The sequence below is a fragment of the Variovorax sp. GW821-FHT09B05 genome (assembly GCF_059418265.1).
This window is the reverse complement of record NZ_JBWKPN010000009.1, coordinates 22,024-43,439: the sequence shown is the minus strand read 5'-3', so window position 1 is coordinate 43,439 and position 21,416 is coordinate 22,024. Positions and strand designations below refer to the sequence as shown.

At 68.2% G+C, this 21,416-nt stretch carries 19 protein-coding genes; 7 read left to right on the top strand and 12 right to left on the bottom strand.

All coding sequences use genetic code 11. The annotated features are described in order from the left end of the window. The first annotated feature begins 119 nt into the window (after positions 1 to 119). From AC07RM_RS23035 to AC07RM_RS23025, 3 genes are read left to right on the top strand one after another with little or no spacing between them, the layout of a single operon-like run. On the top strand, positions 120 to 1,133 hold the full coding sequence (locus tag AC07RM_RS23035; protein ID WP_495336003.1) for a TRAP transporter substrate-binding protein: 1,014 nt from the start codon (positions 120 to 122) through the stop codon (positions 1,131 to 1,133). Between the two features lie 44 nt (positions 1,134 to 1,177). Then, on the top strand, positions 1,178 to 1,996 hold the full coding sequence (locus tag AC07RM_RS23030; protein WP_208507444.1) for an IclR family transcriptional regulator: 819 nt from the start codon (positions 1,178 to 1,180) through the stop codon (positions 1,994 to 1,996). A gap of 10 nt (positions 1,997 to 2,006) precedes the next feature. Then, positions 2,007 to 2,930: a LysR family transcriptional regulator gene (locus tag AC07RM_RS23025; protein WP_398492496.1), complete on the top strand. Its 924-nt coding sequence runs from the start codon at positions 2,007 to 2,009 to the stop codon at positions 2,928 to 2,930. A 27-nt stretch (positions 2,931 to 2,957) separates the two neighbouring features. Here AC07RM_RS23025 and AC07RM_RS23020 read toward each other — a convergent pair whose 3' ends face one another. The 6 genes from AC07RM_RS23020 to AC07RM_RS22995 all read right to left on the bottom strand — a co-directional run bounded on the left by AC07RM_RS23020 (position 2,958) and on the right by AC07RM_RS22995 (position 9,976). Further along, entirely contained in the window at positions 2,958 to 3,650 is a 693-nt protein-coding gene (locus AC07RM_RS23020) for a Crp/Fnr family transcriptional regulator (RefSeq protein WP_495336002.1), read from the bottom strand. Positions 3,651 to 3,696: 46 nt separating this feature from the next. Then, positions 3,697 to 4,512, bottom strand: coding sequence for an alpha/beta hydrolase fold domain-containing protein (locus AC07RM_RS23015; RefSeq protein ID WP_495336001.1), 816 nt, complete (start codon positions 4,510 to 4,512; stop codon positions 3,697 to 3,699). Positions 4,513 to 4,589: 77 nt separating this feature from the next. Next, positions 4,590 to 5,924 (bottom strand): MFS transporter, encoded by a 1,335-nt coding sequence (locus AC07RM_RS23010; RefSeq protein ID WP_495336000.1) that lies wholly within the window; start codon positions 5,922 to 5,924, stop codon positions 4,590 to 4,592. Positions 5,925 to 5,945: 21 nt separating this feature from the next. Then, entirely contained in the window at positions 5,946 to 8,204 is a 2,259-nt protein-coding gene (locus AC07RM_RS23005) for a DUF6351 family protein (protein WP_495335999.1), read from the bottom strand. 274 nt (positions 8,205 to 8,478) lie between these two features. Continuing rightward, positions 8,479 to 8,955: a MarR family winged helix-turn-helix transcriptional regulator gene (locus tag AC07RM_RS23000; protein ID WP_495335998.1), complete on the bottom strand. Its 477-nt coding sequence runs from the start codon at positions 8,953 to 8,955 to the stop codon at positions 8,479 to 8,481. A 139-nt stretch (positions 8,956 to 9,094) separates the two neighbouring features. Beyond that, positions 9,095 to 9,976, bottom strand: coding sequence for an NAD(P)-dependent oxidoreductase (locus tag AC07RM_RS22995; protein ID WP_495335997.1), 882 nt, complete (start codon positions 9,974 to 9,976; stop codon positions 9,095 to 9,097). A gap of 110 nt (positions 9,977 to 10,086) precedes the next feature. Here AC07RM_RS22995 and AC07RM_RS22990 point away from each other — a divergent pair, with 110 nt between their 5' ends. Then, positions 10,087 to 10,962: a LysR family transcriptional regulator gene (locus tag AC07RM_RS22990; RefSeq protein WP_495336218.1), complete on the top strand. Its 876-nt coding sequence runs from the start codon at positions 10,087 to 10,089 to the stop codon at positions 10,960 to 10,962. A gap of 91 nt (positions 10,963 to 11,053) precedes the next feature. Next, positions 11,054 to 11,257 carry a hypothetical protein gene (locus tag AC07RM_RS22985; protein ID WP_398492510.1) on the top strand — a complete coding sequence of 68 codons (204 nt, stop codon included), beginning with the start codon at positions 11,054 to 11,056 and terminating at the stop codon, positions 11,255 to 11,257. Between the two features lie 25 nt (positions 11,258 to 11,282). Here AC07RM_RS22985 and AC07RM_RS22980 read toward each other — a convergent pair whose 3' ends face one another. Together AC07RM_RS22980 and AC07RM_RS22975 are read right to left on the bottom strand one after the other, a co-directional pair. Then, positions 11,283 to 11,492 (bottom strand): hypothetical protein, encoded by a 210-nt coding sequence (locus AC07RM_RS22980; protein ID WP_495335996.1) that lies wholly within the window; start codon positions 11,490 to 11,492, stop codon positions 11,283 to 11,285. 166 nt (positions 11,493 to 11,658) lie between these two features. Then, positions 11,659 to 12,636, bottom strand: a complete 978-nt coding sequence (locus AC07RM_RS22975) for a cupin domain-containing protein (protein ID WP_495335995.1) — start codon at positions 12,634 to 12,636, stop codon at positions 11,659 to 11,661. A gap of 176 nt (positions 12,637 to 12,812) precedes the next feature. Here AC07RM_RS22975 and AC07RM_RS22970 point away from each other — a divergent pair, with 176 nt between their 5' ends. Next, positions 12,813 to 13,706 (top strand): LysR family transcriptional regulator, encoded by an 894-nt coding sequence (locus AC07RM_RS22970; RefSeq protein ID WP_495335994.1) that lies wholly within the window; start codon positions 12,813 to 12,815, stop codon positions 13,704 to 13,706. Between the two features lie 4 nt (positions 13,707 to 13,710). On the opposite strand, the gene AC07RM_RS22965 is transcribed toward AC07RM_RS22970, so the two are convergent. Further along, the gene (locus tag AC07RM_RS22965; protein WP_495335993.1) at positions 13,711 to 15,624 is read right to left on the bottom strand and encodes a hypothetical protein; all 1,914 of its coding nucleotides are present in this window, start codon (positions 15,622 to 15,624) and stop codon (positions 13,711 to 13,713) included. A 551-nt stretch (positions 15,625 to 16,175) separates the two neighbouring features. On the opposite strand from AC07RM_RS22965, the gene AC07RM_RS22960 reads away from it, so the two are divergent. Beyond that, entirely contained in the window at positions 16,176 to 18,056 is a 1,881-nt protein-coding gene (locus tag AC07RM_RS22960; RefSeq protein ID WP_495335992.1) for a lactonase family protein, read from the top strand. Here the strand turns inward: AC07RM_RS22960 and AC07RM_RS22955 are convergent. The 3 genes from AC07RM_RS22955 to AC07RM_RS22945 are packed head-to-tail and all read right to left on the bottom strand — an operon-like array spanning position 18,046 to position 21,407. Next, on the bottom strand, positions 18,046 to 18,966 hold the full coding sequence (locus tag AC07RM_RS22955; RefSeq protein ID WP_495335991.1) for a LysR family transcriptional regulator: 921 nt from the start codon (positions 18,964 to 18,966) through the stop codon (positions 18,046 to 18,048). The genes AC07RM_RS22960 and AC07RM_RS22955 overlap by 11 nt on opposite strands. Positions 18,967 to 18,969: 3 nt before the next feature. Continuing rightward, the gene (locus AC07RM_RS22950; RefSeq protein WP_495335990.1) at positions 18,970 to 20,433 is read right to left on the bottom strand and encodes an efflux transporter outer membrane subunit; all 1,464 of its coding nucleotides are present in this window, start codon (positions 20,431 to 20,433) and stop codon (positions 18,970 to 18,972) included. After that, complete coding sequence (locus AC07RM_RS22945; RefSeq protein WP_495335989.1) at positions 20,430 to 21,407, bottom strand: HlyD family secretion protein; 978 nt, start codon at positions 21,405 to 21,407, stop codon at positions 20,430 to 20,432. Before AC07RM_RS22945 ends, AC07RM_RS22950 begins: the two co-directional genes overlap by 4 nt. Positions 21,408 to 21,416: the final 9 nt, after the last annotated feature.

Below are 21,416 nucleotides of genomic sequence, written 5' to 3'. Positions count from 1 at the left end.
AAAGCATTATCTAGAATGAAATCGCGCTGCAGATTCGTGCAAACCATAGGTCCATTTTGTGGACCATTGAAGAGTGCCAAGGCGCACCACACAACGACCCACCCCAACAGGAGACAGACATGAGTTCGATGACACGCAGAACGCTGCTGATCGGCGGCGCCGCGACCGCCGGCGCCACGCTGGTGTCGCTGCCCGCCCAGGCAGCGCCGGAGTTCACCTGCAAGTTCGCCAACAACCTGCCGCTGGCGCATCCGCTCAACGTCCGTGCGAACGAAGCGGCGGCGCGCATCAAGGCCGACACCGGCGGGCGCGTGGAGCTGCAGGTGTTCCCGAACGGGCAGCTCGGCTCGGACACCGACATGCTCAGCCAGGTGCGCTCGGGCGCGATCGAGTTCATGACGTTGTCGGGCCTGATCCTCGCGACGCTGGTGCCCGCCGCATCGATCAGCGGCCTGGGCTTCGCCTTTCCCAACTACGACGCGGTCTGGTCGGCGATGGACGGCAGCCTCGGCACCTACGTGCGCGGCCAGATCGCCAAGTCCAACCTCGTGGCCATGGACAAGATCTGGGACAGCGGCTTTCGCCAGATCACGACCAGCACCCGCCCGATCGACAAGCCGGCCGACCTCAAGGGGCTGAAGATCCGTCTCGCCTCGGCGCCGATCTTCATCTCGCTGTTCAAGAGCCTGGATGCGGCCACCACGCCGATCAACTTCAACGAGCTGTACTCGGCGCTGCAGACGAAGATCGTCGACGCGCAGGAGAACCCGCTGTCGATCCTCTCGACCGCCAAGTTCTACGAGGTGCAGAAGTTCTGCTCGATCACCAACCATGCCTGGGACGGCTTCTGGTTCCTCGCCAACCGCCGTGCCTGGGAACGGCTGCCCGAATCGCTGCGCCCCATCGTCGCCAAGCACATCAACGAAGCCGCCATGGCGGAGCGCGCCGACCTCGCGCAGCTCAACAACAGCGTGCGTGCCGATCTCGCGGGCAAGGGACTGAAGTTCAACGAGCCCGATGTCGCGCCGTTCCGCGATGCGCTGCGCGGTGCAGGTTTCTACGAGACCTGGAAGAAGAACTTCGGCGAGGAAGCCTGGGCCGCGCTCGAGAAATCGACGGGCAAGCTGAGCTGAGACGCGCGCGAGAACGCCAATGACTCTGTCGTATCCTTTGCCGCATGAGTACCGCGCCCATCGAGGAGACCGAACTGACTGAATCGCGCACCGGCACCCAGGCGGTGGAGCGCGCGGTTCGCCTGCTGCAGGCCGTGGCCGCCTGCGGCGACGCGGGCGCGCGCCTCACCGACCTGGTGAGCGACCAGGGGCTGAGCAAGCCGACCGTGCGGCGCCTGCTGGCCGCCCTGATCGAGCAGAAGCTGCTGTCGCAGAACGAGACCACGCGCCGCTACTACCTCGGGCTCGAGCTCTTCAGCCTCGGCGCACTGGCCGGACAGCGCCTCAACCTGCGCCGCGCGAGCGTCGATGCGCTCGCGCGCCTGACCGACGAGACGCAGGACACGGTGTTCCTGTCGATCCCCGACGGCAGGGACTCGCTGTGCATCGCGCGCTACGAAGGCGAGTACCCGATCCGCACGCTCACGATGTCGGTGGGCGATCGCCGGCCGATGGGCGTCGGCGCGGGCAGCCTCGCGATCCTCAGCGCGATGTCCGATGCCGACGTCGACGAGGTGCTGCGTTCCAACGTCTCGCGCTACGTGCCCTATGCGCCCGAGATCTCGGTCGATCGGCTGCGCGAGAAGGTGCAGGCCACGCGCGCCGCCGGCGTGGCCTCTTCCACCTTCTTCCTGAGCGACGGCAAGGTCATGCCCGGCATGAACGCGATCGGCATCCCGATCGTGACCGAACTGGGCATCCCCATCGGCGCGGTGAGCGTGGCGGCGGTGCCCGAGCGACTGGCCCCCGAGAGGCGGGCCGAGGTGGTGGCCTTTGCGCGCAAGGCCGCGGCGGAGATCGCCAGGCTGGCTTCGCGGGACTGACGCGTCGCCCATGAAGATCAAGAGCCTCCAGTATTTCCTGCAGATCGCCGAGATCGGCAGCCTGACCCAGGCGGCGACGGTGCTCTACATCGCGCAACCCGCCTTGTCGCGCCAGATGCAGCAACTCGAGGACGAACTGGGGGTGACGCTGTTCAACCGCTCCGAGCGCGGCGTGACGCTGACGGACGCGGGCCGCCTGCTCAAGACCAAGGCCACATCGCTGCTGCGCGACTTCGATTCGCTGAGCCAGGACATGCGCGATGCGTTCAACGAGCCCAGCGGCACCGTGACCGTCGCCATGCCGCCCTCGCTCTTCCACCTGGTGACCATGCCCGCGGTGCGCGAGTACCACCGGACCTATCCGAAGGTGTCGCTGCGGATGTTCGAGGCCATGAGCGCGGTCATGAACGCGTGGTCGATGGTGCAGGCCGGCAACGCGGACCTCGCGGTCGTGACCAACATCGAGCCCTTGGCCTCGCTCGAGAACGAGCCCTTCGTGACCGAGGCGCTGTGCCTCGTCGGCCCGCCCGAGGCGAAGCTCGCGATGAAGACGCCGGTCGAGCTGTCGTTTCTTTCCTCGCTGCCGCTGGTGCTGACCAGCCGACCCAACAGCCTGCGGCTGATGATCGAGGCCGCGGCCGCCAAGGCCCGGCTGCCGCTGGACATCGTGATGGAGACCAACTCCTCGCGCGGACTGCTGGGCTCCGTGGAAGCGGGCCTCGGCTACACGGCCCTGCCCTACTCGGGCTGCTACCAGGCGCTGCTGCGCAAGCAGATATCGGCCGCCCCGATCGCGGGCATGCAGGTCGCATGGACGCTGATCCGCGCGCGCACCCAGTCGCTGTCGACGGCCGCGGAGCGCATGCGCGAATTGCTGATCGGCACCGCGAGGTCGCAGATCGAATCGGGGCTCTGGCTGACCGGGCAGCAGTAGCGGCGTCCGCGCGGCCGTCGATGCGCTTCAGCTCGGCACGGTGGTGGACAAGGTATCGGCCGCATCGACGCGATGCATCGCGGCAATCAGGCCGATCTGCTTGCGCTCCACCGACAGCAGCCCTGCATCGCGCAGGCGCGCCAGCGCGAGGTTCGCCCGCTGGCGCGAGATGCCGTTCAGGCGGGCCAGCTGCGATTGCGTGAGCGCCAGCGTTTTCCGATCGCCTCCGGCACAGCCGTCGAGAAACTTCAGGATGCGGTCCTCGATGGTGGATTCGAGCGGCTGCGCGCATAGCGCCACGCATTCCTCGACGCGCGTTGCCAGCGACCACTGCAGGTAGTGATTGAACGCCAGGCTGTGGCTGCGCAGCCATTCGAACGTACGCCGGGGCAGAAGAACGAGATGGCATCGGGTCACCGCGACCGCCTGGTAACGCCGGACCTCCGCGTTGACCAGCGCGCCTTCGCCGAACCAGGTGTCGGCCCCGCCATGCTCGAGGGTCGACTTCGAGAACCTGGAAGTCCCGACGGACAGCCGCGCCACGCCCTCCATGAGGCCGTACCAGTACGCCGCGAGCTCGCCCTCGGCCGCGATGACCTGCCCGGTGTCATGCGTTCGCTCCTCCATGGAGGCCAGCACGCGCCGCAGTTCGCACGGTGAAAGTTCCGCGCCCCACGACGACCCGGAGATCATTCGCTCGGCTGCGGCATCGAAGTCCATCATGTTGCGCGCGGGAGTTGTCGGGAAGAAGCGTGGCGCGCTCACGCTAGGCAGCCTGAAGCAGGGCGGCGAGCTGGCGGCGCGCCGGTTTCGCGGCCCGCAGCGGAAGCAAGGGCCACACATGGATCATCTTCGGCTGCTCGAACCATTGCAGGGCGGCGGATTGCGCGCGCGCCCGGTCACGAAGCCTCAGGCAATCCGCCATGAGCAGGTCCTTGCCCCCGATGAAAACGCTGATCCGCCCCAGCGCATCGAGCGGCCCGTTGAGGGGGCTGACGATCGGGTCGTCGAGCGATGCGCCGCCACACCACAAGCGCGCGGCCTCGGCCAGTCCCGGAATCGCGAGCCAGGGATCTTGCGATTCGAGCGACGCCAGCATCGGGTCCGACATCGTCAGGTCGAGCCAGGGAGAGATCAGGGCGATATCCCGAGGCTGCGGAAGCCGCCACGCGTTCAGTTGCTGCGCCAGCGCCAGTGCCAGGCCGCCACCGGACGAGTCGCCCATCAGCACGATGCGTTCGGACGCCAGCTGCTGGAAGCGTTCGCGATAGATGGCGAGCACCACGCGAAAGGCGTCGGCATGGTTGAAGTCCGGCGCGAGCGGATAGATGGGGACGTGCGCCGTGCAGCCGCTGAGAGCGACCAGCTCCGCCACCAGGTGCCAGTGATGGGGAGACATCTCCGCCACATGCGCGCCGCCGTGCAGGTAGAGCAGGTTCACGCCCGATGGATTGGCGCGCGGCCTCAGCGTGTAGCAGACGCTTCCCTCGACGACGGCATGCTCGATGTCGAACCGCGCGTGCAGCGTCTTGGGCGGCGCCGCGTTGGCGGTTCGACGCTCGCGGTCGATGGCTTCGTACAAGCCCTCGACGCTTTCGAATCGCTTCCTGCGGCCACTGAGCTTGAGCAATGCGAGAAAAGCCGAAAGAGGAAGCCGCATCACTCGGGCACGCCTTCGTCGGTGTGGCGCTTGAAGCCCATCATCAGCGCCAGCGCTCCCAGCACCAGCAAGCCTGCAATCGCCGCGAGGCCGGCACTCAGGCTCCCTGTCGCCGTCTTGATCAGGCCGAGGACATAGGGGCTGGCAACGCCCGCGAGATTGGACACGCTGGTGATGATCGCGATGCCGGCCGCGGCCGAGCGGGGCGACAGGTACGAAGTGGATGCCGCCCAGAACACCGGGAGTGCCGACACGATGCCCGCGCTGGCCAGCGACAGCAGTGCGAGCGACGCCCAGAGGCTCTGCGTCGTGAACGTCGATCCGAAAAGCCCGATGGCCCCGAGAAGACACGCCACGGCAAAGTGCCGGCGCCGCTCCTTGCGGGCGTCGGAGCGGCGTCCGTACCACACCATGGCAAGCGCTCCGATGGCATAGGGAATGACGGAGTACAGCCCGATCTGCTGGATGCTGCCGACCCCGAGCCCCTTGATCATCGTCGGCAGCCAGAAGCTCAGCGCGTAGCCGCCGCACAGAACCGCGAACGACGCGAAGCACAGCAGGTAGACCTTCGGATCGGTAAATGCGCCCGAGGCACTTTCGCGGGCACCGGCGCTGCCGCGCGCTGCCTGGGCCATGTCGCTTTCCACGAGCCCTTTTTCTTCATCGCTCAGCCAGCTCGCATCGAGCGGCCGGTCGTCGAGAAAACGGTAGACGACGATGCCCAGTACACAGCTCGGCAAGCCCTCCAGCAGAAACATCCACTGCCAGCCGCGCAAGCCGTGAACACCGTCCATGTTCTGGAGGATCCAGCCGGAGATGGGACCGGCCACGATGCCGGCGACGACGGTCGCGGTCATGAACAGCGCGACGATCCGTGCCCTTCGTGCCGCGGGGTACCAGAAGGTCAGGTACAGCACGATGCCTGGAAAGAAACCGGCTTCGAAGACCCCGAGCAGGAAGCGCATCGCGTAGAACTGCACCGGCGTCTTCACGAACATGGTGGCGGCAGACACCAGGCCCCAGCACACCATGATGCGCAGCATGGTCTTGCGGGCACCGATGCGCTGAAGCAGCAGGTTGCTCGGTACTTCGAGCAGGAAGTAGCCGAGGAAGAACACGCCGGCGCCCAGTCCATAGACCGCATCGCTGAAGCCGAGCGCATCCTTCATCTGCAGCTGGGCGTAGCCGATGTTGATGCGATCGACGTAGTTGAGCACGTAGCACAGGAACAGCAGCGGGATGAGCCGCCAGGTGATCTTGCGATAGGTCGCGTCGCGATCCGCGCCCGCGCGCAGGCCGTGCGCGCGCGAGGGCGCGATGTTCGTCGCTTGCATGTCTGCAGACCTCGCGCCGCGTCAGAACAGGAACGAAGGACCGGCCATGCCGCCGCGGGAGTTCGCTGGCGGATTCGCCAGCGCCTTGCCGCCGTACAGCACACCGCCGTCGTCGCCCGCGTAGGTCTGCCAGGGCGTGGTCGAACGCTGGCCCACGCCCGGCTTGCTCCAGTCGCAAACGCCGGCGGGGAAGGTCTTCTGCAGGCTCGCCCACTGATCGCTCGTGAAGGTCACGGCGCCGTAGTCGGCCTGCGCCAGCGGCTTCAGTTCGCACTTGATGACATCCGCGGTCGCGGGCCCGCCGGCGGCCTGGCGGGTGCTCTGCGCGCCTCCGATCGACTTGCAGCTGCCGTCCGCGTTGGTGCTGCTGCAGATGTCGGTGACGTCGACGGGCTTGTTCCCAACGATCTTCTCGGACAGCGGCGCGCCCGACGCATCCTTTTCGATCGCGGCCAGCCAGCGGTCCATCGTGAGGATGGGATCGGGGTAGTTCGCATCGGCGCGGTCCCAGATGACCTGGTTGCCGTGCCGGCCGTATTCCCGGTCCATGCGCGCGCGGGCAGCGAAGGAGCGGAACTCCTCATGGCCGTCGTAGTTCCCGCCCGGCATATCGATGATGGCGACCTGGTCGAGGTGGGTCGACATGTTGACCGCGCCCGAGGCATACACGCGCGGCAGCGCGTCGGCATCGGCGGCGACTCGCACGGCCTGCCACGCGTAGTTGATGTCGTGCGAACCGATCTTCGCGTTGATGTCCACGAACTGCGCCGGGCTGATGGTTCCGGCCAGCAGTGCCTTCAGCCCGTACTGGACGCCCACGTTGTCGAGCGCGCGGTTGGCGTAGCCATCCGAAGCGCGCTTCCCGAACAGGTTCACCATGCGATCCTGCAGCGTGCAGCGGGGACCCGACGGGTTCTTCACGGGATCGAACACGAGCGCCTTGGACAGGCCGCAGTTCTGGAAGCCGAGCATGCCGAACTGGGTCGGGATCTCGTCGACGATGGTCGGAACGAAGTTGGCGAAGATCTGTTCGACGTGCGCGAGGATGGGGCACACCGTCGGACTGGTCTTGCCGGTCGTTGCCGCCTGCTGTGCCGCGCTCCAGGCGATGCCCGGCGCCCAGCCGGCGGGGTTCTCGAGGTACTGCTGCAGCAGCGGACAGTCTTCCGCATCCATCGAGGCGGTCCATCCGTCCTGGAACACGGCACTGACGGTGATTCCCTGGTAGAGGCCCGGATACGCATTCGCGATCTGGTACTGCGCCAGCGCGCCGCCCGAACCGCCCGTGCCGAGGGTGTAGCGGATCGGACCGTAGGTTTCGACGAAGTGCTCCTTGAGCATCATCAGCGACTCGGCCTGGACCGCGACGTTGCAGTTGTGGCCGGAATTGATCAGGGCGCTCGTCATCACGGCGAATCCGCGCGCCAGTGCCTTGTCGTTCATCACGCTCGGCCGCGCCGGCCCGCCCGGCCCGTCCTCGGCCGGGTCCGCTTCTCCGTGGTGTCCGCCGCAGCCGGCGCCATGCGTCACCAGCACCTTCCCGTTCCAGCCGGCCTGTGGCGCCCAGGGCGTCCACGGCTTGTCGGGGTCGAAGAGCACCGCGATCGCATACTGGTCGCGGTTCTGGTTGCCCAGTTCGGTGCGAACGATGTACGGCACCACCTTCCCCGCGTCGGTCGTCGTCGTCACCATGTCGGCCGGCGGCTTCGCCGGATCGTAGGCCGCGAAAGTGCCAGCCTTGGTCTTGTACTGCAGGGCGTAGGTGGTTGGCCGATTGCACTGCGCATCGAGGGCACCGGGTTGGCAGGGCCAGGGCATCAACTGGGGACCCGAGAAGACGGGACCGCTGATCGGATGGTTCTGGATCGTCACGCTGCCCGTTGCGCCGCTCGCCAGCTTCACGCTCAGCACATTGCGCCCCACGGACATGTCCTCGACCAGCCCCATGTAGCGACCGTTCTCGCGCTTCGCGAAAGCCGAGGAGACGTCTCTATCGCCGAGCTTCACGTCGGCGGAAGCGTCCTTGCTTCCGGCCGGGAACTCGATCTCGACCAGCGCGTTCCCGCCGCTCACGAGATCCGGGCGATTCGACAGCACTTTCACGACCGGTGCTTCCGGCGCGGCCGGCGGCGCGGCGCCGCCGGCGGGTCCGGAGGGAAGGAAGAAGCTTCCGGAGCTCCCGCCGCCGCAACCGGACAAGGCCCCCAGGGCGATGAGCAGGACCGACGCAACGGAACGCATCGGGGCGATCTTGCCGAAGGCGGGCAAGGTGGTCTTCATACGTGGACTCCTGGTGTCGAGGCAGCGGCAGCCACCTTCATTTAGTTCTACACAGAACTAGTATGGTTCTGTGCAGAACTAAATCGCATCCGCACTTTCCCTGGGATCGGGCGCTGAAGTCGACGAGAGGTCTCCCGGCGCCGGAGATCGGACGGGCCAGGCGCGAGGGAAAGGGAGGCGGGAGAAACGGTGCGCCCGAGCCGAAGCACGGGACACGTCGAGCGGATCGATCGATGCCGGCGGTATCCCCGCGCTCGGGGACCCGCCCTTCGGCTCAGGAGGGATCCGAAGTGGCCCAGCCGTCGTTGCGCTGGGTCAGGAGCTCGAGAAGCTCCTCGAGCTGTTTGCGCTGCTTGTCGGTCAGGACCGCCAGCATGTCGGCTTCACGCGCGTAGAAGAGCGGCACGATGGCATCGCACAGGCCGCGGCCGGATTCGGTGAGGTCCAGGTGGCTGCGCCGTGCGTCCCCCTCGTCGGCGGAGCGGACGATATGGCCCGCCTTGTCGAGCTTCGCCACGGCCTGGCTGATGCTGTTCTTGGGCCGGCCCGTAACGTCGCAGATGTCCTGCGCCGTCATCGTGCCGAGCTGGCGCAGGCACAGCAGCACCACGAACTCCGATCGCGCGATCCCGTGCCGGCGGGTGACCTCCCGGTAGACCGGCTCGGTGTAGAAGTTGGCTAGGTAGCTCAGCCTGAAGCCGATGGTTGCGGTGCCACGGGCCAGCATGGTCTGGCGATGAAGTGCGGTCATGGGAAGAGAGGTGACGTTTTCCAGGATTCCACCGGACAGGACTCGCGGATTCGCTGTCGACGGCTGAACAATCTCGTAGCGAAGTCTCGCCGAAAGTGGACCGGAAGCGCCGAGATGGTTCGCCGAGCCTGGATCGGCGTCAGTCCTGCGCCAGCGTGACTTGGGCCATGACCGACCAATCGCGATCGCCAAGGCCCGCATCCACGGCTTGCCGCATGCGGCCATGGACGGCATCGAGCATCGGCAGTGCGCGTGCGGCGCCTGCCGCGGCTTCCCTGGCCAGGCGAAGGTCCTTGAGGCCAAGGCTTGCCTTGAAGCCCGGTGGGTATTCGTTCCGCGCGATATTGCCCGAGTAGGTCTGGTACGGACGACAGCCGAACAGCGTCCCCAGGATCAGTTCGAAGAAGCGCTCCCGCGCGAGTCCGTTCGTCTCGGTGAGAACCACGGCCTCCGCCATCGCCTCGATGGCCATCGTGATCATCATGTTGCAGGCGATCTTGGCCGCATAGGCGGTGGGCGGTTCCTCGCCCATGTCCCAGATCCGCTTGCCGATCGCTTCCAGCGCCGGCCTCGCTTTTTCCAGCGCGGCGGGCGCGCCGGCGGCGAGCACGTTGAGTTCGCCCTTCGCGGCGACGTCCGGGCGGCCGAGCACGGGCGCGGCCACGTAGGCGATTCCCGCCTTGCGGTGGTGCTCCACCAGTTCCCACGCGAACGCCACGGAGATCGTCGATGCGACCACATGCACCAGCCCCGGCCGTGCGCGAGCCAGCAGATCCGTGTCCACCAGTACGCCGCGGATCGCCGCATCGTCGGAGAGCATCGTCAGCGCCAGGTCCGCCTGCAAGGCCTGCGCCGGCGTCTCGACCATTCGCACCCCGTCGACATGCCCGCCCGAGCGATTCCAGGCGCTCACCGAATGGCCCGCGACGACCAGGTTGCGCGCTATTTCGCGGCCCATGGCCCCGAGGCCGACGATTCCGATTTCCATGTGACTCTCCTGACGGATGGGCAAGGCCCTCATGACTCGCAAGCGTGCCGCAGCACGCGACGGCGCGTAGTCTCCGGGAGTTCATCATCGTTCGGCAACTGAATATGATGAACGACAGCCGTTCATTTTTGTGGGTGCCGAACATGGAATGGAGCGACGTCAGAATCTTCCTCGCGGTCGCGCGCACCGGCACGCTCGGCGCGGCCGCGCGCCTGCTGCACCTGAGCCATCCGACGGTCGGGCGACGGCTTCGCGCGCTGGAGGAGGCTACAGGGCAGATGCTCTTCCAGCGCACAGCGGACGGTTTCGTGCTGACCGAGGAAGGCACGGCGATCCTGCCGCTCGCGGAGCAGATGGAAGACAGCGCGCTGACCATGGCGCGGCGGCTGGACGGCAAGCAGCGGACGCTGGACGGAACGCTGCGGGTGTCGTCGGCCGACTGGTTCGGCGCCTACGTCCTGCCGCCGCTGATCGCCGAGTACTCGCGTGAATACCCCCGGGTCGACATCGAGGTCCTCACGGGAACGCGCCTGTTCGACCTGGCGCAGCGCGAAGCCGATGTCGCTTTCCGCATCGTCCCGTTCGAGGGGCCGGACATCGTGCAGAAGCGGCTGCTTCGGATGCGATACGGCGCCTACGTGGCGATCGCCGGCACCGACCCGGTCGAGGGCGACGGCACGGGCAGCCGGCTGATCGCGATGGACACGTCCACCGGTGCATTTCCCGACATCGACTGGCTCAAGAAGTGCTTCCCGAATGCCAGCGTCGTGCTGCAGTCGAACAACCGCAATGTCCAGGCGCAGATGTGCGCAAGAGGCATCGGCATCGCCGTGCTGCCGCGGCCCGTCGGAGACCAGAACAGCGCCATCCGCCGGCTGGAGCTGGGCGACGACCCGCCGCACCGGGACATCTGGGTGGGCTACCACCGCGATCTCAGGCGGCTGCAGCGTCTGCGCGCCTTCGTGGACCTCGCCACCGCGCACCTCGCCAACGCCTCATTCGACGCCTCGAGGCCCTGAAAGCGCCGGCGTTGTGGACTTTTTCACACTTCGCAGGCGTGCCTGCGAACTGGACACATCCAGGTCCGAGGTGCTCGGCGTAATTCAGATAATGAAAAAGACTGATGTTCTGGCCACTTCCATGGCAATGGCGAGGGATGGACTGGCCCTTAACCCCTCCGATGCGTTTGAGTTCATTGCGGAGCTCATCGCCGAAGAGAACCCGGCCTGGGATTCCTACGATCGAAAGGTGGAGCGCCTGCTCAAGCTGGGCGCCTGCATCTGGAGCCTGCGGCGCGACCTGGTCGCGCGCTAGTCCGCTGAACCTCGGCTCGAATGGACTATCCGGGAGCCACGCCGCCCGGCGTCGAAGGGGACGCGGCGCCTGAAGTCCACAGGTCCATGAACCGCCGATTCGCCTCGAGCTTGAGTTCGGCCAGTTCGTTGAGAGCGCTCAGCGGGGCCTCGGGGCCGAGCTCGCGCAAGGTGTCGTGAAGGGCGGTCTCGGACGCAGCCCATGCAGCGTAGAGATCCTCGTCGAATCGCGCCATCGTGGTCTCCTTTGCATTCGTGCGCGCGGCGTGCGAGCGCACGTCGACTGCCTCGCAATGCTAAAGCGCTACACGCGGGATCGCCTCCGCGGACTGGCCGTTTCGACTCCTCCAAAAGGAGGATGCGCCGGCGCGCTTGCGCCGCTCGAACTCACCCGCCCCGCCTTCAGCGCGGCGATTGCGCGCGAGCGCGCGGCGACGTCCCCAGCACGCGCTTGTACGCACGCGCCAGGATGGCGCCCGTCGAATACCCGACCCTGTCGGCCGCTTCGTCGAGCGACATCCGCTGCTCGCGCAGCAGGCGTGCCGCCGATTGCACGCGCCAGCGGGCGAGGTAGCCCATGGGCGGAACGCCGGTGTGTTGCTGGAACCGGATCGCGAAGGTGGTCCTCGCCATGTGGCACAGGCCGGCGAGCGATTCCATCGTCCACTGCTGCTCCGGCCGTGTGTGTATGGCGTGCAGTGCGGGAAGCAACCGGGCATCGCTGCGCGCTGCGGTCGGCGCGGATTCATCGTGGCGCTCATGGCACAGCTGATGGAGCACGACGTGCCGGATCAGCGCATTGACGGCTTCCGTCATGCCCACGCCACGGCCGCCCTCGGGGACGTTGGACAGCCAATGCAGCAGGTCGATCATCGGCGCGAGCCAGGGCAATTCATCGTTGCGCCGCCGCAGATGGACCACTTCGGGCAGCCGCGCCAGCAGCGGTTCCGCCTGCAGGCGTTCGCTCCAGAAGAAGCTGCCGCTGACCACCGTGGCCGGCTCCCGATCCTCGCGGGCCGTGCCGCCAGTGGCGGCCTCCAGGTCGACGGCGTAGGTCAGGCCTTCGCGCGCGGATCGATGCGCGACGATGGAAGCGAAGGGCAATGGCGCCGCATGTGGCGTGTCGAACAGGCGGTGGGCTCCGCCGCGGGGAAGAAACAGCAGGTCGCCATGTTCCACCTGGAGCGGCGCCCCACCCTGCATGCGGAACTGGCAGGGCCGGCCTGCAAAGGCGTACAGCGGCGCGCGCCGGCGGCCCTCGATGCCGACCGCGAAGCCTGTCCCCAGGCGAGCCTGGAAATGAAGGATCGGATCGAAGCGCCAGGACTCGACGCATGCGTGATAGCTCGCGGCAGCCTGCCGCAAGGGTTGCTGGTTCATCGGGGAGTGGTCGTCGTTGCAATGAAATGGATGCCCATCGCCGCGAGGCCTGTGCGACCGCGCGGGGCGCCGGTCGGCGCCCTAGACGCTTCGGGCATCCGCACTCTAGGAAAGCGCGCGGCGCCAAGGAATTTCGATTTTTGTGATACCGTTTTTGAATGACCAGGCCCATCAGCGTGCGGCAGCTCCAGTGCTTTCTCGCCGTGGCGCAGGAGCGCAGCTTCCGGCGCGCCGCCGAGCGGCTGTCCATCACGCAGCCGCCCTTGTCGCGCCAGATCGCGGAGCTGGAAACGGCACTCGGCGTTCGCCTCTTCGACCGCAACACGCATGGCGTGCGGCTGACGCCGGTGGGCGAGGTGGCGCTGCGCCGCTTCTCCTCGCTCATGGGGGAGTTCGACGCGGCGGTCGCGGATGTGGCGCAGGCCTCCCATCAACTGCCGCGCCTGCGGCTGGGCGTGCTGAACTGGGTGCAACTGGACGGCCTCGCGGCCATGGAGCACAGCCTGGTCGAAGGCGGCCATGCCAGCGGTGTGGACGCGCGCACCACGACGACCATCGCCGCGATGTCGGCGCTGCGCAAGAACGACCTGGACGCCGCCATCGTTCTCTGGCCTGCCTCGATGCATCGCCTGCGCGGCGACCTGGTCGGCGAGGTGCCCCTGATGGCCTTCGTGCCCGCCACGTCGGCGCTCGCGCGCAAGCGCGCCATCCCCGTGCGCGAACTGCAGGCGCTGCCGCCCTTCTTTCGCTTCGCTCGCGCCGAGAACTCGCGCATGTACGACGAGTTCACGCGGCAATACGCCTCGCATGGCTTCGTCCCCTCGCAGGAGGCGGGAGGCCCCGATGCACTGCACGTGTTCGCGCAGATCGGATCGGGACGCGGATGCACCTGCCTGCCCGCGCCGTTCTCGCTGCACCGCTATGCTGGCGTGCAACCCCGTCCTCTGCGCGAGCGGATCATGGTTCCGCTCGTGCTGCTGACGTCCCTGCGCCTCGCCCAGGAATACCACGACGTCCTGGCGGCCATGGCGACCGACATGCTGCGAGCCGCGCGGCCGGCATCTCGGTGATGCCTCAGTTGCCCACCTTGTCGTCGAAGGCCGGCGAGACCTGCATCGCACCCCACTGGAACTTGAGGCTCATCCCGTTGTTCGACGGTTCCTGCCTGTCGGTCACGCCCGCGGCGGCATCGAGCTTGGGATCGAGCGCGATGTAGGAGGCATAGGGGAAGCGCTCTTCGTGCGGCCAGTTGGGGCTGCCGTCATAGAAATAGTCCGAGAGCTGCAACCAGACCTGCAGTTCGCTCTGCGTGACCCGGTCCCTGTCCTGCAGGGTCATCTTCGACTTGCCGAAGGTGCCCGCGATGTGCAGGCGCTTCTGCACCGCGTCGAGGCGGGCATAGACCGCATCCGAGAAAGGCTTCAGGACGTCGAAGTCGACGAAGGGCCGCATCGCGAGCGCGCCCGATCCCGAGTGCGCCAGCACGACCTCGTCGCCCTGCACGCACCTGCCGCTCGCCGCCCACTGGCCCTGGGTGTCGTCGGCGGGAACGATCACGAGGTTGTTGTTCTTCAACGGGCCGTCGACCTCCTCGCGCCGCGCCTGCATGTCGGCGCGCAGGTGCAGGTCCACGTTCACGTCGGCCAGGAAGGTGGCGCCAGCGCAGCTCTTGTCGACCCGCTTGCTCTGGTAGGTGACGCGGCCTTGCCAGGAGCCGAGCTGGCGCGGATTGCTGCGCAGTTCCTTGGCCGTCACCACGACCGCGCCGTGCGTCGCGTTGCCGAGCACTGCCTTGATCTGCGTCGGTGCCCACGTCGCGTTGACCGGCACGCCGCCCACGGTCACCGTGCCCGGTTCGTCGCCGAAATCGCCATGCACCACCAGCAGGTTGCCGGCCTTCATCTCGAGGTGCGTGATCACGGGCGCCAGCTTGGTGAAGAGATCGCCATCGACACGGATGAAGGCATCGGGCGTGATGTGGCCGTCGTCGTCCTCCACGCCGGGTGCCGACATCAGGCCGCGCTTCTGCAGATAGGCCATCACGTCCTTGAAGACGAAGGAACGGTTCGGCACGGCCACGGGCTCGTACTGGTTGACGCCGGCCATGCGGTCGACGAGCAGGCCGATGGCGGGATAGCCGTTGGGGTTGGAGCTGCCGTCCCAGCCGACGATCGAACCCGCGCCGCTCGCCTTCAATGCGCTGCGGAAGTTCGCCGACTCGGCATTGCCGCTGTTACACGAGTAGGTGATGACCAGCGCGTTCGGCGCGAACTTCAGATAGCGGCGCACGAACTTGTCGGTGAACGAGAGCTTCGGCGGATTGCCCTTGCCCATCGCCTGCCAGATCGTCCGCTCGCGGTGGTAGATGAGGTTGCCTTCCTCGAGGTCCTTGCGGTGGACCACGTCGTTCACCACTGTCGCGAAGTCGTCCAGCATCACGGCGAACTCCTTCTGCGCACCGGGCCCGTACATGGCCGAGTGCGAGTTGAAGTACAGGAAGCCGACATCGCCCACGGCCTTGACGTTTGCCACCGTCATCGCCTGGCGCGTCACGCTGTAGCCGCGCTCGGTCAGCGCCTTCTTCATCGAACGCACCAGCGGCTCGCCGAAGCGGAACTCGTTCGGATTAGGCGCGGGCGCGCCGGAATGGACGAGCAGCACGGCCTTCGTGCCGCCCGGGATGGCACGCACGATCGACGGCACCGGCGTCGCGGCGACGGCGCCGGCGGAACGCAGACCGGTGCGTTCCGCGTCCTCCTCGTCGGGCGCGGGCTCCGGTTCGGGCTGGTTCTTCGGCACGCGCCAGTTGTCGGAGAACAGGTAGTAGCGCCCATCCTTGAAGCGGGCCCAGAGGCTCGCGTCGCCGACGCCGGCATCGTCGAACTCGGCTTGCGCGACGGTCCATGCGCGCAGCGCTTCCCACTGCTCGGGCGTGGCGTTCTTGCGACCGCCGGTGATGGTCTCGAACTGGTCCGCGAGACGATCCATCGCATTCAGGCGGGCCACGCTGGCGGCCTCGCCTTCGGTCGGTGGCGGCGCGTCACCGCCCCCCGAGGGATCGCCGCCCGATGGAATTCCGCCGGGAAAGAAACCGTTGCCGCCGCTGCCGCCGCCACCGCAAGCGCCCAACATCACGGCAAGGCACAGGAACGCGGCGAAGAGGAAACGCCGCACGCAAAAAGATCGTTGCATAGACTCAATCGAGGGGGAAAGAACGCTCCGCCCCGGCGCGCTCGCGGGGCGAAAAAGAAGGAAGAGATTCTTCGCGCGCCCCCTCGGATCGACCACAGCCCACGCGCGTGAAAACAGAGCCGAACGTTCGCAAAGAACGCCGAGGGCGCCTCGATTTACCTGTTTTCGGGGATTGGTTCTCCGACCGGCGCTCCCTAGCATCGCCCGTTTTCCTGACCATGCCCGGGCTCGCCACGTCGCGCCACAGGGCCCATCGCTTCATGCAGCAGCACACGCCCGTCCCCGTTTCGCCACTCCGTTGCGCCGACCCATTTCGGGCTGTTGCACGCAGGAGCTGTGCACTGCTGGTGCTGCTGCTGGCCGCCTGCGGCGGCGGTGGAGGCGGCAATGGGGGTGCCGTGTTCGCACTGCCGCCGGTCGGCTCCACGACGACGCCGGCGGAACCCTCCCCGCCGAGCACGCCCCAGCCAGAGACGCCACCGCCGGAGACGCCCTCGCCGCTCACCATCGGCGGCACCGTCACCGGGTTGAAGGGCAGCGGGCTCGTGCTGGTGAACAACGGCGGCGATGCGCTCGCGGTATCGGCCGATGGCGCCTTCACCTTCGGCACCGCGCTGGCGCGAGGTGCGTCCTATGCGGTGAGCGTGCAGTCCCAGCCCGGCGGGCCTTCCCAGGTCTGCACGGTGAATGCGGGCACGGGCACCGTGGCCGACATGGCGGTGACGGGGGTGAAGGTGATGTGCGCCACCCGGTCCTACGCGGTGGGTGGCACGGTCAGCGGACTGGCCGGCACGGGCCTGGTGCTGCAGAACAATGCGGCGGACGACCTGCCCGTCGCGGCCAACGGCGGCTTCGTGTTTCCCGTGGCGGTGGCCAGCGGCGCCGCCTATGCGGTGACCGTGAAGGCGCAGCCCGGCGGCCCCACCCAGCTGTGCTCGGTGGCGCAGGGCAGCGGCACCATCGGCGCGGACGACGTGGCGTCGGTGCAGGTGGCCTGCGCCACCCAGACCCGCGCGGTGAACGTCACCGTGAGCGGCCTCGATGGGCAAGGGCTGGTGCTGCAGAACAACTCGGGCGACGACCTGGCCGTCGACGCCAACGGCAAGCGCCAGTTCGCGACCCGCGTGGCGGAGGGAAGCACCTATGCCGTGACGGTGAAGTCCCAGCCGCGCATGTACACCCAGTTCTGCACCGTCAGCCAGGGCAGCGGCACGGCCGGCGCGGCGGACGTCGACGATGTGAGCGTGGCCTGTGCTACCCCCGCGACGAAAAGCGTCTACGTGTCCTCCGTGCTCGGCGGCAGCCTTTCCACGCTCACGCGCTACAGCGGCGCGGACCTGAGCGGGGAGGCGTTGTCGATCGTGCCCACCATCTTCACATCGCTCGTGGCCGATCCGAAAGGGCGCTACGTCTACGGCAGCGGCGACAGTGGCAGGATCTACGTGATCCAGGAAGGCGACGTATCCGATTCGGTCAGCTTCGCCGCCCAGGAAGTCGGAACGCTGACGCTGGGCATGCACCCCGGCGGCGCTTACCTCTACGCCGCCAGCTCCGCCGGATGGGTGAGCACCTATGCCGTGTCCCCGGCAAGCCCCACGACACTCAAGCAGCTCGCGCTGCGGCCCGTCGGTTCCAACGGCACATCGGCATGGTCGATGGCGGTCGACCCGCTGGGACGCTTCGTCTTCGTCAATGTCCAGGACAGGGGCCTGGCGACCCTGCCGATCCTGGCGGACGGTACGCTGGGCAACGTTGCCTATCAGGGAGTGTCCGACGTCGTGTCGATCGCAGTGCATCCCTCCGGCGCCTATCTCTACGCTCTAGCTGCGGATGGCTTCCTGCGTACCTTCTCGATCGACGCGTCGACGGGGGCCTTGAAGCAGACGGCGTTGACCCTGGCCATGGAGAGCTTCGAAGCCGCATTGGCCTCCCTGGCCATCGACGGAAGGGGACGCATGCTCAGCCTGGTCGACACGACCAACAACGTGCAGCAGACGCGCGCAATCACCGACACGACCACCGGCACACTGGGGGCCCCGTTTGCGATCCGGGGCCTGCCCGGCCCCATCGCCACGGCCTTCGACCCTTCGCGCGAGGGCGTGAACTATCTCGTGGATTCTTCCAATCTCTACCGCCGCACCATCGACCCGATCGCGGGCAGCTACACCCACACATCGACCGTCCCCCTCGCGCCGACGATCAAGGCCATGGTGCTGCTCAATCGCTGAGGGTCTGGCGCAGTGATGCCGTGGGCGAATCCCCGGCGCTCGACGTCAGGAAGTCGAGGAACGCCCGCAGCGCCGCACTCTTGTGGTCACGGTGCGCGTAGGTCGCATAGAGCCAGATCGTCTGCGGCATCGCGTCCTTCAGCACGGGCACCAAGGCACCCGAACCCAGGTGCGCGCGCGCCAGCACCTCGGGCACGCAGGTGACGCCGAGCCCCTTCACCGCCAGCGCGATCAGCGGCGCGGCATCGTCCGCATCGAGGCGGCTGCGCACCGGCACGTAGTGGGTCTTGCCGTCGACCAGGAAGGGCAGCCGGGATGAGGCGTCCCACAGCGAATAGGTCAGCACGTCGTGCAGGGCCAGGTCCTCGGGCTTCGACGGCATGCCCCTGCGCGCCCAGTAGCGCGGCGACGCGCAGAGCACCAACGGCACCGGCCGCAACTTGCGCACCACGACGTCGCGGGCCTCGATGGGCCCGATGCGCAAGGCGACATCGATGCCGCCCATCACCAGGTCGTCGTCGCGATTGCTCAGGTGGATGCTCACGTGCACGTCGGGGTGGTCGGCGATGAAGTCCTCGATCTGCCAGCCCAGCTGGCTCAGCGACAGGCCATGCGGCGCCGCGACGCGCAGGCGCCCGCGCGGATGCGCCGCGAAATCCGACAACTCCGTGCTCAGTTCCTGCAGCAGGCCGAACAACGGCACCAGCCGCCGCGCGAGCGTCTGGCCCGCGTCGGTCGGCGTGACCGAACGCGTCGAACGGTTCAGCAGCCGCACGCCCACGCCTTTCTCGAGTTGGGCCACGATCTTGGTGACGCTGGCCTTGGAAATGCCCAAGGCGATGGCCGCGCGCGTGAAGCTCTTGCGGGCGACGACTTCGCCGAAGACCTTGAGCTGCTGCAAGTCTTCCATGGCCTACGGCGCTGTCCTGGCGAGCAGGTCCTGTCCCCGGCCTTCCCAGCCACCGCCGAGCGCCATGAACACGGCGAACTGGTCGTCGGCGAGCTGGGCCTCCGATGCCGCCAGAGCGGCCTCGCTGGCCGCCAGCGTGCGCAGAGCGTCGAGCGCGTCGAGTTGCGCGGTCTTGCCGTTGACGTAGAGCGCGCGTGCCTGCGCCGCGACGACGGCACTCTGGTCGCGCGCGGCCGCCAGCGCCGCATGCCGGTCCAGTTCGCGGGCGTAGGACTCGAGCGCGGTCTCGACCTCGCGCAGCGCCGTGAGCACGGTGGCATCGAAGCGGGCCGCGGCCTGCCGCGTGGCGGCCTCGGCCTGCGCGATGCGCGCGCGGGCCACGCCGTTGGTGGGCAGCGTCCAGCTGATCAGCGGGCCCAGGCTGTAGCTGAACGACTCGCGGTTGCCGAACCGGTCCATGAAGCCGGCCGAGCCGGCCGACAGGCCCAGCGCGACCTTGGGGTAGAGCTCGGCGATCGCCACGCCGATGCGGGCGGTGGCGGCCGCCAGGTTGCGCTCGGCCTGGCGCACGTCGGGCCGGCGACGCAACAGGGTTGCACCATCGCCCACGGGCAGCGGGCCCGCCACGCGCGGCGGGCTGTCGCATGCGGCCACCTGGGCCGGAAAGTCGCGCGGAGCCTCGCCCGTGAGCGTGGCCAGGCGGTACAGCGCGTTCTGGCGCTGCGCCTGCAGCGGCGGCAGCGAGGCGCGCAGCAGCTCGAGCTGGCCGCGTGCGCGCGCGGTGTCGATGGGCCCCACCCTGCCGGCCTGCTGCAGCCGCTGCGCGAGCTGCACGGCCTCCTCCTGCAGCCGCACCGACTCGTGGGCGCTGCGCAAACGCAAGCCGGTGGCGCAGGCCTCGGCATAGGCCCTCGCGGTGCCGCCGGCGACGTTGACGCGCACCAGGTCGACAGCGGCCTGCGCCGCGCCGCTGCCGGCCTCGGCCGCCTCGATGGCGCGGCGCAGCTGGCCGAACAGGTCGAGCTGGTAGGACAGGTTCGCGCTCGCGCCATAGGTGAAGCGGCTCGGCGGTTCGTAGTCCTTCTGCACGAGCGTGAGCCCCGAGACATGGCCGAAGCCGGGGCCGCCGCTCAGGGCCAGCGTCGGGTGCTCCGGCCCGCGCACCTCGGCCGCGAGCGCCTGGTCGCGCTCGAAGCTGGCGATGGCCTGCCGCAGGTCGGCGTTGTGCGCGAAGGCCCGGGCGATCAGCGCGTCCAGCTGCGGGTCCTGGTAGAGATGCCACCAGTTCGGCGGCAGGGCCGCGTCCGCCGCGTTGCCTTCGGCCGACAGGAACGGTCCCGCGGAGGCCGCCTGCGCGGGCGAGAGTGCGGCTGGCGCGACATAGTCGGGGCCGACGGGCGAGTGGGCACAACCGGCCAGCAGCGCGCCCGCCGCGGCGACGACCAGAAGTCGATGCAGGCGGCTCATCCAGGAAGCTCCGAGCGGCGCGCGGCGGCGGCCGTCTCCGGCGCCGCCGACGCCCCGAGCACCTGCACCGTGACGGTCTGGCCCGTGACCAGCCGCGTGCCCGCCGGTATCGCGTCCAGCTTCACGCGCACGGGCACGCGCTGCGCGAGCCGCACCCAGTTGAAGGTCGGGTTCACGCTGGGAAGCAGGTTGGCGCCGGTGCTGCGATCGCGATCGGCGATGCCGGCCGCGATGCTCTCCACGGTGCCTTCGAGCGCGCCGGCGTCCATGGGCGTCACGCGCACGCGGTCGCCCAGGTGGATGCGAGGCAGCTTGTTCTCCTCGAAATAGCCTTCGACGTAGACCGACCCCGCATCCACCAAAGCCATCACCGGATGGCCGGCGCTCGCGTAGGCGCCTTGCCGCAGGTCGAGGTTGGTCACGACGCCGTCGGCGGGGGCATGCACCTGCGTGCGGCGCAGGTTCAGCCGCGCGGTGTCCAGCACGACCTGTGCCTGCCGCAGCGCCACCTCGGCCGCGCGCAGCGTGCCGTTCGCCTGGTCCAGCCGCGCGCGCGACTGCTCGCGCAGCTCCTGCGAGACCAGCTCGCCCAGGCCCGCGTTGCGGTTGTTCTCGCGCTGTGCCTGCGCGATGAGGATGCGCTGGTTGTCGAGCGCGACGGCCTGCGCGGCGACGGCCGCCTCGGCCTGCTGCACGGCCAGTTCGAAACGGGCCTTGTCCAGCGAGAACAGCGGCGCGCCGGCGGCGACGAACTGGTTGTCGCGCACCGCGACATCGGTCACCAGGCCGGACACGTCGGGCGCGACCTGCACGATCTCGGCGCGCACGCGTCCGTTGCGGGTCCAGGGGGCCAGCTCGTAGTGGTCCCACAGTTGCCAGGCGGCCTGGCAGGCCGCCGCGACGGCCGCCAGGGTGACGAGCAGGCGGATGCCGCGGCGGGCCCAGGCGGGAAAAGGAATGGCGTCAGGTTTCATGGAGAAGGA